A 13,390-nucleotide genomic window follows, 5' to 3' on the forward strand; every position below is an offset into this window, starting at 1 on the left:
GTCCTAAGTCGAGCGGCAGGTTCGGCTGTGCTTTTAACTGAGCGCTGGAGCAACGATAGGCGCAGGGTCTTGCGCCCCTTGACGCGGAGTCGAGAACAGGCCCGGACGAACGTTCGATCTCGCCCCCGGAAGCGTCAAGAAATCGTCAAGAGTTAGGTAAGGTAACGAAGTAGTTGGCGCGATGCGCCACTGCGTCATGTGCCATGTACGTGAGCCCACGCGCGCGTGCGTGCGGGCCAGGGAAGGATTCGGCCGCTGACTGTTCACCACCTCAACCAGCTCCTGCTCGTCTGCTCGCTCGTCCTGCTCGTCGCCGTCGCAGCGGTACGGATCTCCTCGCGCAGCGGGCTCCCCAGCCTGCTCGTCTATCTGGGGATAGGCGTCGCCATGGGCCAGGACGGCATCGGCGACATCCACTTCGACAACGCCGAACTGACCCAGGTCATCGGATACGCGGCCCTGGTCGTGATCCTGGCCGAGGGCGGTCTGGGCACGAAGTGGAAGGAGATCAAGCCGGCCCTGCCGTCCGCCACCGTGCTGGCGCTGGCCGGTGTCGCGGTGAGCGTCGGGGTGACGGCGTCGGCCGCGCACTACCTGATCGACCTGGAGTGGCGGCAGGCACTGATCGTCGGGGCGGTCGTCTCCTCGACCGACGCGGCGGCCGTGTTCTCCGTGCTGCGGAAAATCCCCCTCCCCGCGCGCGTGACGGGCACGCTGGAGGCGGAGTCCGGCTTCAACGACGCCCCGGTGGTCATCCTCGTGGTGTCCCTGTCCACGGCGGGCCCGGTCGAGCACTGGTACATGCTGCTGGGCGTGATCCTGCTGGAGCTGGCCATCGGCGCGGCCATCGGGCTCGCGGTGGGCTGGCTCGGCTCCTGGGGGCTGAGGCATGTGGCACTGCCGGCCTCCGGCCTCTACCCGATCGCCGTCATGGCCATCGCCGTGGTGGCCTACGCGGCGGGCGCACTGGCCCACGGCAGCGGATTCCTCGCGGTGTACCTCGCCGCGATGGTGATGGGCAACGCGCGGCTGCCGCACTGGCCGGCCACGCGCGGCTTCGCCGACGGGCTCGGCTGGATGGCCCAGATCGGGATGTTCGTCCTGCTCGGCCTGCTGGTCACCCCGCACGAGCTGGGCGACGACATCGTGCCCGCGCTCGTCATCGGGCTGGTGCTGACCATGGTGGCGCGCCCGCTGAGCGTGATGGTGTCCCTGTGGCCCTTCCGGGTGCCGTGGCAGGAACAGGCCCTCATGTCCTGGGCCGGACTGCGCGGGGCCGTGCCCATCATCCTGGCGACCATCCCGATGGTGGAGGGCGTGGAGGCGAGCCGCCGGATCTTCAACATCGTCTTCATCCTGGTCGTCGCCTACACCCTGGTCCAGGGCCCGACGCTGCCGTGGCTGGCCCGCAAGCTGCGCCTGGGCGACGGTTCGGAGGCCGCCGACCTCGGCATCGAATCGGCCCCGCTGGAGCGGCTGCGCGGGCATCTGCTGTCCGTGGCGATCCCCGAGGGGTCGAAGATGCACGGTGTGGAGGTCAACGAGCTGCGGCTGCCGCCCGGCGCCGCCGTCACGCTCGTCGTACGCGAGTCGGAATCATTCGTTCCGCTTCCTACGACGGTGTTGCAACGCGGGGACGAGCTCCTCGTCGTGGCCACGGATCCCGTGCGGGACGCGACGGAACGCCGGCTGCGCGCGGTAAGCCACGGCGGCAAGCTGGCGGGATGGCTGGGGACGGACGGGGCGGACCGTTAAGGGCGGTTTTGCGTCATTCCCGTCGCCCTGGTTTCGCAGGTGGACGCACCCGCAGTGCTCTTTTTCACAGGCAGGCCAAACTGGGTGCCTGTACGATGAAGGCGTTACCCAAGATCGAACCAACTCTGCCTGACGCAGAGCTGGCGCGACCGTATGGCGGTCGGGTCACCCCTCCTCACCGGGCCCCGGCATCTACCGCAGTTCCGCGCAAGAGGACAGCTCTCGGCGCCGCCCGCTGACGGGCCCGCGCTACCAGGCGGCAGAAAGGCACGGGCCGTGGCGTCCACGGTCACCTCGAAGAAGTCGAAGAACTCGATGACCTCGGAGAACTCGACGACCTCGAAGAAATCGACGGCTTCCGCCCGCCCGGGATACGGCCGGCTGCTGCGCACCCGCGGCGCCTGGACGTTCCTGCTCCCCGGCTTCGCCGCGCGCCAGCCGTTCGCGATGCTGACGATCTCCATCGTGCTGCTGGTGCAGCACACCACCGGCTCGTACGGAGCGGCGGGCGCCGCCGCGGCCGTCACCGGTGTCTCCATGGCCCTGTTCGCGCCCTACAGCGGCCGCCTCGCCGACCGCTACGGGCAGCGTGCCGTGCTGGTCCCCGGCGTGCTGCTGCACGCGCTGTCCGGGCTGACGCTGACGGCACTGGCGCTGACGGGCGCCCCCTTGTGGGCGCTGTTCGTGGCGGCCGTCCCGACCGGCGCCTCGGTGCCGCAGGTCGGGCCCATGGTGCGGGCCCGCTGGGGCGTGAAGCTCAAGGACTCGCCGCTGCTGACCACCGCGGCGGCCTTCGAGTCCGTCACGGACGAACTGACCTTCGTCGTCGGCCCGCTGCTGGCCACCGCCCTGTGCACGGCCGTCGACCCGGCCGCCGGGCTGGTCACGGAGGCGTCGCTGACCCTGGTCGGCGGTCTGGTGTTCGCCGCGCAGAAGAGCACCCAGCCCTCGGTCGGAGGCGGTGGCCACGCGCGCGTGGAGCACGGTTCCGCACTGCGGATCCCCGGGGTGCGCGTGCTGATCGTGACCTTCCTGGGCATCGGCACCGTCTTCGGCGGCATGCAGGTCTCACTGGCCGCGTTCACCGAGTCGATCGGCGAACCGGGCCTCAACGGCGTCCTCTACGGGATCTTCGCCGCGGGCAACATGATCTCCGGCCTCGTCTGCGGCGCGATCGCCTGGAAGGTGGCCCCGCAGCGGCGTCTCGTCGTCGGCTACACGGCGCTCGCGCTCACCGCGTCGGGCCTGTGGGCCGCCCACTCGGTGCCGGTCCTCGCCGGGCTCGGCCTGCTGGTCGGCATGTGCATCGCGCCCGCCCTGATCACCGGCTACACCCTGGTCGAGAGCCTGGTCCCGACCGGTGCCCGCACCGAGGCCTTCACCTGGCTGACCGGCGCGGTGGCACTCGGCCAGGCGGCCGCCGTCACGGTCGCCGGGCAGCTGGAGGACCGCTTCCGGGACGGCGCCGGTTTCCTGGTGCCGATGGGCGGCACCGTGCTCGCCCTGGCGACCCTCCTGGCCCTGCGTTCCCGGCTGGCGGGACGTGCCCAGGGCCGGACCGTCGCACGTGGCGTGGGTCACCGCGTGCCGGTGTCAGTGGACTGAACGGCCGGAATACGTCAAGATGGATCGTCGTTAGCACTCATCGAGTGAGAGTGCCAGGAGGAGACAGTGCCCACCTACCAGTACCAGTGCACCGAGTGCGGCGAGGGCCTCGAGGCGGTGCAGAAGTTCACCGACGACGCCCTCACCGAGTGCCCCAGCTGCCAGGGCCGCCTGAAGAAGGTGTTCTCGGCTGTCGGCATTGTCTTCAAGGGCTCCGGCTTCTACCGGAACGACAGCCGCGGCTCCTCGTCGAGCAGCTCCCCGGCGTCGAAGTCGTCGAGCTCCTCGTCGTCGTCCTCCGACTCCGGCTCGGGCTCCGGTTCGAGCGCGTCGTCGTCGAGCACCGGCAGCTCCACCAGCAGCAGCACCGCCGCGTAAGGCCTGTTTCTTACGGGACCCTGTCGCCTTTCGGCAACGGGGTCCTCGGCGTTTCCGCGTGCGGTTAGGGTGCGGGCATGGCGAACAAGGCGAACGTGGCGAACAAGGGGAACGCCGGGATCGGCGTCATCGGCGGCTCCGGGTTCTACTCCTTCCTCGACGACGTGACCGAGGTCCAGGTCGACACCCCGTACGGGCCGCCCAGCGACTCCCTCTTCCTCGGCGAGGTCGCCGGCCGGCGCGTCGCCTTCCTGCCCCGGCACGGACGGGGCCACCACCTGCCGCCGCACCGGATCAACTACCGGGCCAACCTGTGGGCGCTGCGGTCGGTCGGCGTCCGCCAGGTGCTCGCCCCCTGCGCCGTGGGCGGCCTGCGCCCCGAGTACGGGCCGGGCACGCTCCTGGTACCGGACCAGTTCGTCGACCGGACCAAGTCCCGCGCGAACACGTACTTCGACGGGCTGCCGCTGCCCGACGGGACGGTGCCGAACGTGGTGCACGCGTCGCTGGCCGACCCCTACTGCCCCGCCGGGCGGGCCGTCGCGCTGAAGGCGGCACGCGGCCGGGACTGGGAGCCGGTGGACGGCGGCACGCTGGTCGTCATCGAGGGGCCGCGCTTCTCGACCCGTGCCGAATCGTTGTGGCACCAGGCGCAGGGCTGGTCGGTGGTGGGCATGACCGGCCACCCCGAGGCGGCGCTCGCCCGCGAGCTGGAGCTCTGTTACACGTCCCTGACCCTGGTCACGGACCTCGACGCCGGCGCCGAGACCGGGGAGGGCGTCTCGCACGACGAGGTGCTGCGGGTCTTCGCCGCGAACGTGGACCGTTTGCGGGACGTGCTCTTCGACGCGGTGGCCGGGTTGCCGGGGGAGGACGAGCGGGGCTGTCTGTGCGCGAACGCGCTGGGCGGGATGGATCCGGGGTTTGCGCTGCCGTAGGCGGAACTTGCCGTTCGGGTGAGGGAGTTGTCCACAGGGCGGCGGTAGGTCCACAGGCCTGAGCGGGCGGTGGTGGGAGGCCCCATCGTGGGGAGCGAAAGCCGGTCGCTCGTCACAGGTGGTGGTTCCCGTGTCCTTCGCTCCCTCTCCTTCTGCGTCTCTTCTGCCTCCTTCGTCCGCCTCGCTCCCGCCCGGACCCGAGATCCCGGCGGCGCGTGAGGTGCCGCGCTTCGACCCGGTGCGCGTACGCGGCGGGCGGGCCGGCCGGTTCCTGCGGAACCGGCGGCGGGCTCTTGCCGTGGGGCTCGCGGTCACCGCGACCGCGTTGGTCGCGGCCGGACCGCGGGGCGCCGACGGTGCCCGTGGGCATCCCCGTGCGCAGCCTCCCGCGCACGCGGCCCCGGTGTCCGGAGAGCAGCCCGTGCGGACGCGTCGTGCCGTGGGGGCGGTGACGGCTCCGGTCCGGATCGCCGACGCGGCCACCGTGCGGCTGCTGCGGCCCGGCGACCGGGTCGACGTCATCGCCGCCGAGGAGACGGTGTCGGGCGGTGATGCCCGGGTGGTCGCGCGCGGAGCCAGGGTGACGAAGGTGCCGGAACCGCTGGAGGGCGCGAGCGACGGAGGGGCGCTGGTCGTGCTGTCGGTGCCGCGTGCCACGGCGGCCCGGCTGGCCGGTGCGAGCGCCACCGCGCGGTTGGCGGTGACGCTGTGGTGACGTGCACGGTCCCGTCAAGCCCCTCGTTCGAGGGACCCAGGTGCTCCGTTCGGCGCAACGTTGACGTAGGTTACGGAGCGTTTTGTTCCACAAGCTGCTGGTGCGAGGAGAGACCCCGAGGTGAGCGAGAAGAAGGAACCGAGCGTCTTGGAGGGCTTCAAGGCCTTCCTGATGCGCGGGAACGTCGTCGATCTGGCGGTGGCGGTGGTGATCGGCGCCGCCTTCACCAACATCGTCAACGCCGTGGTGAAGGGGATCATCAACCCCGTCGTCGGAGCCATCGGGACCAAGAACCTCGACCACTACAGCTCGTGTCTGAGCTCGACGTGCGAGGGCGAGGAGGGCATCCGGATCCTGTGGGGTTCCGTCCTCGGCGCCACGCTGAGCTTCGTGATCACCGCGGCGGTCGTCTACTTCCTGATGGTCCTGCCGATGGCGAAGTACCTGGCCCGGCTGGAGGCCCGCCGCAAGGCGAAGGAGGGCGCGCAGGAGGTCATCGAGGTGACCGAGCTGGAGGTGCTCAAGGAGATCCGGGACGCGCTGGTCGCACAGCGCGGTTCCGGGCACGACCGGCAGTAGCGCTACGGGCGGTCGCCCGGCCGGCTCAGAGGTGGTGGGGCGGCTTCTCGTCGAGGAAGCGCTTGAGGTCGGCCGCGCCGCCGCCGGCGTCGGAGCGCTCGCCCCAGCCGCGGTCGGTGTCGTCGGAGGACTGCTGGTCGAGCGGGTCGTCGAAGACCAGCGCGGGCTTCGGCGCGGGCGGCTCGGGATCGGGGGCGGTGCTCATGGGTCCAGGGTACGGTCGCGGGGACATTCCCCCGCCGGTCCCCTCCGGCGGGCCCGGCACCCCGCCCCCGGCCCCCAGAGCGCGCCGCGCGCTGTCATGCGAGAGCCCGCCGCGCGTACACCTCGATCTCGATCTTCATTCGGGGGTCGGCGAGGCCGCACATGAGCATCGAGGCAGCCGGCCGAACATCGCCGAAGCAGCGGCGCAGAACCGGCCAGCAGGGCTCGAAGTCCTCGCGGTCAGGCAGCAGATAACGCACCCGCACCACGTCGGCGAAGGTGCACTCCGCCTCGGCCAACGCGGCGCCGATGTTGCGCAGGCACTGCTCGGTCTGCTCCACCACGTCGTCGGAGATCGTCATCGTGGCGTAGTCGAACCCGGTCGTCCCGGACACATGCACCCAGTCGCCGTCGACCACGGCACGGGCATATCCGATCTGCTCCTCGAAGGTCGAGCCACTGAGGATCGCACGTCGCTCTCTCATGCGCCGAACGCTAGGTGACCAGCACTGATACGTCTAATACAGCTACAGGAATGGTCTGATATCTCTGGAGGTATGGAGCGCCCCGAACTCCCCCTGCAGCAGCTGCACGCGTTCGTCGTACTCGCGGAGGAACTCCACTTCGGACACGCGGCAGCCCGTCTGGGCATTGCCCAGCCACCGCTGAGCCAACAGATCCGCCGCCTGGAGGACAAGGTCGGCCACGCGCTGTTCAGCCGCGAACCGGGACGCGTCACCCTCACCCCAGCAGGCCGCGAACTGCTGCCCGCCGCGCGGCGGGCCCTCACCGACCTCGCGGACGGCCTGGAGGCAGCCCGCGCCGTCGGCAGCGGCCGGGCCGGCCGCCTACGGATCGGCTTCGCCGCCTCCCTCGCACTGACCGTCCTGCCCGGCCTGCTGCGCACCTTCCGGCAACAGTTCCCCGACGTGCACCTGGACATCCACGAGATGACCACCGCACCGCAGATCGCTGCCCTGCACGACAAGATCATCGACGTCGGTCTGCTGCGCGAACCCCCCACCGACGAAACAGAGCTCGGCTTCAAGACGGTACTCAGCGAGCCGTTCGTGGCCGTGCTGCCGTCCACCCACCCGCTGGCCGCCCAACGGGCAGTGCACGTCGCACAGTTGGCGGAATCGCCCTTCGTGCTCCTGCCCCGCGCGGTCGGCCCGCACCTGTACGACCAGATCACCGGCCTCTGCACCGCGGCGGGTTTCACACCCCAGGTGGCCCAGCACGCAGTGGAGTGGCAGACCGTGTGCGCCCTGGTGGGAACCGGCCTGGGCATCTCCCTCGCCCCGGCGAGCATCCGGCACATCCGCCTCAAGGGCGTCACCTTCCGCAGGATCGAGCCCAGCGCCGCCCGCACGCGAGTCGCCGTCGCCTGGCGCAGAAACGACCAAAGCCCTCTGGTCGCACAGCTGCTGGCGATGGCCGGCCAAGGCCTGAGGGGCCAGGGCTGACGTCGCCGACCGGCTCGGTACGCCCGCGGGGCCGGGGCCTGGACGAGACTGGGCGCCATGACAGTTGACGCTCTGGTGGACGCTCTGACGGATGTCTCCGGCCTGCGCGTGGGGCACGCGACACGCGCCGGCGACGGTTGGCTCACCGGCACCACGGTGGTACTGGCCCCGCAGGGCGGGGCGGTGGCCGCCGTGGACGTGCGGGGCGGTGGTCCCGGTACCAAGGAGACGGACGCGCTCGATCCGCGCAACGTGGTGCGGAAGGTCGAGGCGATCGTGCTGACCGGCGGCAGTGCCTACGGGCTCGACGCGGCTTCGGGGGTGATGGCCTGGCTGGAGGAACGGGGGCGCGGGATCCGTGTCGGGGCGGACCCGGCGCATGTCGTGCCGGTGGTGCCCGCCGCCTGCGTCTTCGACCTGGGGCGGGGCGGGGACTTCCGGGCCCGGCCGGACGCGGCCACCGGCCGTGCGGCGGTCGTGGCGGCCGCGGCGAGCGAGCTCGGCGCACCGGTGCCCGAGGGATGTGTGGGCGCCGGCACGGGGGCGGTGGTCGGGGTAGTCAAGGGGGGCGTCGGCGGCGCGAGCACCGTGCTCGGCTCGGGGATCACGGTGGCCGCGCTGGTGGTGGCCAACGCGGCGGGGGCGGTGCTGGATCCGGAGACGGGGGTGCTGTACGGGGAGTTCTTCCAGGGGCGGGTGGAGTACCCGCCGGCGCGGGTGCACGAGGCCGCGCGGCGGCGCCTCGCCGAGACGGCCGCGCGGAGCGCGCCTCCGCCCCTCAACACCACGCTCGCGGTGGTCGCCACGGACGCGGACCTGTCCAAGGCGCAGGCGCAGAAGCTGGCCGGCACGGCACACGACGGCATCGCCCGCGCGGTGCGGCCGGTGCACCTCCTCAACGACGGGGACACGGTCTTCGCGCTGGCGACCGGGGACCGCGCCCTGGACCCCGCGAACCCGCTCGCGCTCAACGAGATCCTCGCCGCGGGCGCGGACGTCGTGACCCGGGCGATCGTGCGGGCCGTGCGCGCCGCGGAGCCGGTCGACGGTCCGGGCGGGGCGTGGCCGTCGTACGGGGAGTTGTACGCGGGCCGCTGAGCGGGCGGGCACCGCACTGCGGCTCCCCGGCAGTGCCGGACATTGTCCCCGCCTTGTAACGGTGATGTCGCTCATGGCGGTCGGACGCAACCCGACCGGCCGCCCGGCCCCTCTTCTCCCACGTACTGGAGCGGACCACGCACATCACTCGAACTGGGAGCAGCCCGTGACAACGCCGGACATTGCAGCGCGGCGCACACTGGGGGCCTGTGCCGCCCTGATGGTCGGCGCCCTGACGCTCACCGCCTGCGGTGGCAGCGCCACCGCCAAGGACGACGCCAAGGGCGGTGACGGCTCGGCGAAGACGTCCGTCGCGAAGATCGCCATCTCGGCGAAGGACGGTTCGACCGGCGCCTCCATCAACGCGACCGGCGTCAAGGTCAGCGACGGGAAGCTGACCGACGTGAAGATGACGGTGGCGGGCAGCGATCAGGCCGTACCTGGCTCGATCTCCTCCGACGGCAAGGCCTGGAAGCCGAAGGAGCAGCTGGAGCGCGGCACGAAGTACCGGATATCGGCGACCGCCAAGGACACGAAGGGCCGTACGGCCGCCGCGAACTCCATCTTCACGACGGTCACCACGGCGAACAGCTTCATCGGGACGTACACGCCGGACAACGGCACCACGGTCGGGGTGGGCATGCCGGTGTCGTTCACCTTCGACAAGGCCATCACGAACCGCAAGGACGTGCAGTCGCACATCACGGTCACGTCCAGCAGCGGGCAGAAGGTCGTCGGGCACTGGTTCGGCGCGCAGCGGCTCGACTTCCGGCCCGAGGCGTACTGGAAGGCCGGCTCCGAGGTCACGATGAAGATCGACCTGGACGGGGTCGAGGGCACGAACGGCGTCTACGGCGTGCAGAAGAAGACGGTCACCTTCACCGTCGGGCGCTCGCAGGTCTCCACGGTCGACGTCAACACGCAGACCATGACGGTCGTGCGGGACGGCCAGACCCTCAAGACGATCCCGATCTCGGCGGGCAGCCCGGAACACACCACGTACAACGGGCAGATGGTGATCTCCGAGAAGTTCGTGCAGACCCGGATGAACAGCCGGACGGTCGGGCTCGGCGGTGAGTACGACATCCCGGACGTGCCGCACGCGATGCGCCTGACGACGTCCGGCACGTTCATCCACGGCAACTACTGGTACAACAAGGGCAATCCGCCCTTCGGCCGCCAGGGCACCAGCCACGGCTGCGTGGGCCTGGCGGACGTCCAGGGCGCCGGGGGCAGCACGCCCGCCAAGTGGTTCTACGACAACTCGCTCATCGGGGACGTGGTGGTCGTCAAGAACTCCCCCGACAAGACGGTGGCGCCGGACAACGGGCTCAACGGCTGGAACATGGACTGGAGCCAGTGGGTCGCGGGCAGCTCCTCGTAAAGCGGATGAACGACCTCCCCATCTGGGGCTTTTGACGGACCGACCGGGCCGCGCGGGAACTTTTCGCGCGGCCCGCGCGTTTTCCTGGACGTACGTTTTCTCGGTTCCCGGACATGATGTCCGACCGAGGGGCTACCGTATGCACCCACAAGGTGACATGCAGCGACGCCGGGAGAAACCTTGAGCGTTCCGTACGAGACGGCAGCGTACGAACCCCACGACTCGCCCGAGTCTCCGGAGGAGCACCTCGCGCGACTCCTCGGCCGCGCCCTGAACTCCTTCGAGCTGCCGGACGAGACGATGAGGCGGCTGGACTGCGCGCTGGCGCACGACGGTTCGCTGCACTCGGCGCACCACAGCGCGGGCCTGCACCGGGAGACGTACCGGCACACGTGGCTGCTCGCCGACGGTTCGGCACTCACGCTCTGGGAGCTCGTCCACAACACCGCACCGGGCAGCGAGCCGCAGCACGAGGTGTACGTCGACGAGGAGGAACTGCGCGCCGCCACCACGCGTCTGCCGCTGCCGCCGGACACACCTGACTTCGAACTGCCGGTCACGGTGCAGCTGTCCCCGGTCCCCACGCCCCGGCACGCCTACGCCCGGGACGACTCCGCGGACCACGCGCGGCGTTTACTGCGCCGCGCGGAGAACGCGGACCGCCCGGGCGACGACACGGCGGCCCTGCTGGCCACGGCGTCCGGTCACCAGATCACCCAGGCCTTCGGCCGCCCCTGCCGCGCGGGCCGGGCGGGGCTGGGCTACTCGCTCTACGAGCACGCGTTCCTGCTGCGCGACGGCGCGGAGGTCTCCCTCTGGGAGGTGGAGCACACGGCGACGCCGGACGGCCGGCACATGTGCGAGGTGTACGCCAGCGAGGACGCGGCGCGCGAGGCGATGGAGCGGCGGGCGGCGCAGCTCTCCTGATGCCGCAGCACTAGTGCCTGTCGCCGAGTTGGCGCACCAGCTCGGCGAAGGCGCCTCTCTCCTCCGGGGTCAGCTCCACGGACTCCGACCGGTGACCTGTCTGCCGCTGTTGCGGGAGGGCGGGGAGGGAGTGGCCCTCGGGCCACCGGGAGACGTGCTCAGGCATGCGACCAGTAGACACCACGGCCCGGGACTTCTGTCCCGGGCCGTGATTTTCGTGATCTATCTCGCAGGTGGCGTGAACGGCTCACACACCCCGAAACGGGGCGAACCTCAGCGGGCTTACGCCGCCACCGGCTGCTTCTTCTCCGCCGCAGAGACGGTGCCGCCGGGTGCCGGTGCGGCGCCCGGGGCCGGCTTGCGCAGGCCCTTCAGGACGACCACCAGGGCCGTGGTGACGCCGACGCCCGCGGCGATGGCGACCAGGTAGAGCAGCGGGCTGCCGATCAGCGGGACCACGAAGATGCCGCCGTGCGGAGCGCGCAGGGTGGCGCCGAAGGCCATCGACAGAGCGCCGGTGATCGCACCGCCCGCCATCGAGGCCGGGATGACGCGCAGCGGGTCGGCCGCGGCGAACGGGATCGCGCCCTCGGAGATGAAGGAGGCGCCGAGCACCCAGGCGGCCTTGCCGTTCTCGCGCTCGGTCTGCGTGAAGAGCTTGCCGCGCACGGTCGTGGCGAGGGCCATCGCCAGCGGCGGGACCATGCCGGCCGCCATGACCGCCGCCATGATCTTCATCGCGGAGTCACTGGGGCTGGACACCGCGATACCGGCGGTGGCGAAGGTGTAGGCGACCTTGTTGACCGGGCCGCCGAGGTCGAAGCACATCATCAGGCCGAGGAGGGCGCCGAGCAGGATGGCGTTGCTGCCGGACAGGCCGTTCAGCCAGTCGGTCATGCCCTTCTGCGCGGAGGCGATGGGCTTGCCGATGACCACGAACATCAGGAACCCGACGATCGCCGAGGAGATCAGCGGGATCACCACCACGGGCATGATGCCGCGCAGCGCCGCCGGGATGTTCACCTTCTGGATCGCCATCACCACGCCACCGGCGATCAGACCGGCCGCGAGACCACCGAGGAAGCCCGCGTTGATGTTGAACGCGATCATGCCGCCGACGAACCCGGGGACGATACCGGGCCGGTCCGCCATGCCGTAGGCGATGTAGCCGGCCAGGACCGGGACGAGGAAGCCGAAGGCGACGCCGCCGATCTGGAAGAGCAGGGCCGCCCAGCTGTCGGCCTGCAACCACATGAAGTGGTCCATCACCGACGGGGCCTTGTCGACCTTGTAGCCGCCGATCGCGAAACCGAGGGCGATCAGCAGACCGCCCGCCGCGACGAACGGCACCATGTAACTGACGCCGGACATCAGCCACTTGCGCAGCTTGGTGCCGTAGCCCTCGCCGGAGTCACCGGTGCGCTCGACGGGCGTGTTGCCCGGGGAGCCGGAGGTGACCTCGCCGCGGGCGGCCTTCTGACGGACCTCAGCGATGAGTTCCGCGGGACGGTTGATGCCCGCCTTCACACCGACGTCGACGGTCGGCTTGCCGGCGAAGCGCTCCTTCTCCCGTACGGGCACGTCGTGGGCGAAGATCACGGCGTCCGCCGCCGCGATGACCGCCGGGTCGAGCCGGGTGAAGCCGGCCGAGCCCTGGGGCTCGACGGTGACCTCGACGTCCGCCTCGCGGCCGGCGTTCTCCAGCGACTCGGCCGCCATGTAGGTGTGGGCGATGCCGGTGGGACAGGAGGTGACGGCGACGATGCGGAACGGGCGCTCCGCGCCCGCAGCGGTGTCGTCGGTGACCGTGGCGGCGGCGGGAGAGGCCGCTCCCGCCGACGCCACGGGGTCTTCGGAGGCTGCCGCGGCAGCCTCTCCGGGCTCGTCGCCGCGGATCAGGGCCGCAGCGGCCGCCACGTCGTCCACCGCGCGCAGGGCGTCGGTGAACTCCGTGTTCATCAGCTGCCGGGCCAGCGACGACAGGATCGTCAGGTGGGCGTCGTCGGCACCGGCCGGCGCGGCGATCAGAAAGATCAGGTCGGCGGGGCCGTCCGCCGCGCCGAAGTCGATGCCGTCGGCGCTGCGCCCGAAGGCGAGCGTCGGCTCGGTGACGTGCTCGCTGCGGCAGTGCGGGATGCCGATGCCACCGTCGAGTCCGGTCGGCATCTGGGCTTCGCGGGCGGCCACGTCGGCGAGGAAGCCGTCCAGGTCGGTCACCCGGCCCAGGGCCACCATGCGCTCGGCGAGGGCACGCGCCGCCGCTTCCTTGGTATCGGCGGACAGGTCGAGATCGACCAGGTCCGCGGTGATCATGTCGCTCATCGCGGGCTCCTTAGCACGC

The 13,390-nt window shown here is 71.1% G+C and carries 14 protein-coding genes; 10 read left to right on the plus strand and 4 right to left on the minus strand.

From position 1 onward, the window contains the following. The first annotated feature begins 225 nt into the window (after positions 1–225). The 6 genes from HDA41_RS16435 (at position 226) to mscL (ending at position 5,970) form a co-directional block, all read left to right on the plus strand. Complete coding sequence (locus tag HDA41_RS16435) at positions 226–1,755, plus strand: potassium/proton antiporter (protein WP_184984685.1); 1,530 nt, start codon at positions 226–228, stop codon at positions 1,753–1,755. A gap of 276 nt (positions 1,756–2,031) precedes the next feature. Next, positions 2,032–3,360, plus strand: a complete 1,329-nt coding sequence (locus HDA41_RS16440) for an MFS transporter (RefSeq protein WP_184984687.1) — start codon at positions 2,032–2,034, stop codon at positions 3,358–3,360. A 66-nt stretch (positions 3,361–3,426) separates the two neighbouring features. Further along, complete coding sequence (locus HDA41_RS16445; protein WP_184984689.1) at positions 3,427–3,738, plus strand: FmdB family zinc ribbon protein; 312 nt, start codon at positions 3,427–3,429, stop codon at positions 3,736–3,738. A gap of 77 nt (positions 3,739–3,815) precedes the next feature. Continuing rightward, positions 3,816–4,676, plus strand: a complete 861-nt coding sequence (locus HDA41_RS16450) for an S-methyl-5'-thioadenosine phosphorylase (RefSeq protein ID WP_184984691.1) — start codon at positions 3,816–3,818, stop codon at positions 4,674–4,676. Positions 4,677–4,806: 130 nt separating this feature from the next. Further along, positions 4,807–5,391, plus strand: coding sequence for a CpaB family protein (locus HDA41_RS16455; protein WP_376706795.1), 585 nt, complete (start codon positions 4,807–4,809; stop codon positions 5,389–5,391). A gap of 120 nt (positions 5,392–5,511) precedes the next feature. Beyond that, positions 5,512–5,970 (plus strand): large conductance mechanosensitive channel protein MscL, encoded by a 459-nt coding sequence (mscL, locus tag HDA41_RS16460; protein ID WP_184984693.1) that lies wholly within the window; start codon positions 5,512–5,514, stop codon positions 5,968–5,970. 25 nt (positions 5,971–5,995) lie between these two features. Here mscL and HDA41_RS16465 read toward each other — a convergent pair whose 3' ends face one another. Beyond that, complete coding sequence (locus HDA41_RS16465) at positions 5,996–6,175, minus strand: hypothetical protein (RefSeq protein WP_184984695.1); 180 nt, start codon at positions 6,173–6,175, stop codon at positions 5,996–5,998. Between the two features lie 94 nt (positions 6,176–6,269). After that, positions 6,270–6,659 carry a RidA family protein gene (locus HDA41_RS16470; protein ID WP_184984697.1) on the minus strand — a complete coding sequence of 130 codons (390 nt, stop codon included), beginning with the start codon at positions 6,657–6,659 and terminating at the stop codon, positions 6,270–6,272. Between the two features lie 72 nt (positions 6,660–6,731). Here HDA41_RS16470 and HDA41_RS16475 point away from each other — a divergent pair, with 72 nt between their 5' ends. The 4 genes from HDA41_RS16475 (at position 6,732) to HDA41_RS16490 (ending at position 11,049) form a co-directional block, all read left to right on the plus strand. Next, positions 6,732–7,640 (plus strand): LysR family transcriptional regulator, encoded by a 909-nt coding sequence (locus HDA41_RS16475; RefSeq protein ID WP_184984699.1) that lies wholly within the window; start codon positions 6,732–6,734, stop codon positions 7,638–7,640. Positions 7,641–7,697: 57 nt separating this feature from the next. Further along, positions 7,698–8,738: a P1 family peptidase gene (locus HDA41_RS16480; protein ID WP_184984701.1), complete on the plus strand. Its 1,041-nt coding sequence runs from the start codon at positions 7,698–7,700 to the stop codon at positions 8,736–8,738. 166 nt (positions 8,739–8,904) lie between these two features. Continuing rightward, a complete protein-coding gene (locus tag HDA41_RS16485) occupies positions 8,905–10,122 on the plus strand; it encodes a L,D-transpeptidase (RefSeq protein WP_184984703.1) in 1,218 nt (405 codons plus the stop codon). 180 nt (positions 10,123–10,302) lie between these two features. Further along, positions 10,303–11,049, plus strand: coding sequence for a DUF6227 family protein (locus HDA41_RS16490; protein WP_184984706.1), 747 nt, complete (start codon positions 10,303–10,305; stop codon positions 11,047–11,049). A 10-nt stretch (positions 11,050–11,059) separates the two neighbouring features. On the opposite strand, the gene HDA41_RS16495 is transcribed toward HDA41_RS16490, so the two are convergent. Beyond that, positions 11,060–11,215, minus strand: a complete 156-nt coding sequence (locus tag HDA41_RS16495; RefSeq protein ID WP_184984708.1) for a hypothetical protein — start codon at positions 11,213–11,215, stop codon at positions 11,060–11,062. Between the two features lie 116 nt (positions 11,216–11,331). Further along, a complete protein-coding gene (locus HDA41_RS16500) occupies positions 11,332–13,371 on the minus strand; it encodes a PTS fructose transporter subunit IIABC (protein WP_184984710.1) in 2,040 nt (679 codons plus the stop codon). Positions 13,372–13,390: the final 19 nt, after the last annotated feature.

The organism is Streptomyces caelestis (assembly GCF_014205255.1).
In the GTDB taxonomy this organism is placed as follows: Bacteria; Actinomycetota; Actinomycetes; order Streptomycetales; family Streptomycetaceae; genus Streptomyces; species Streptomyces caelestis.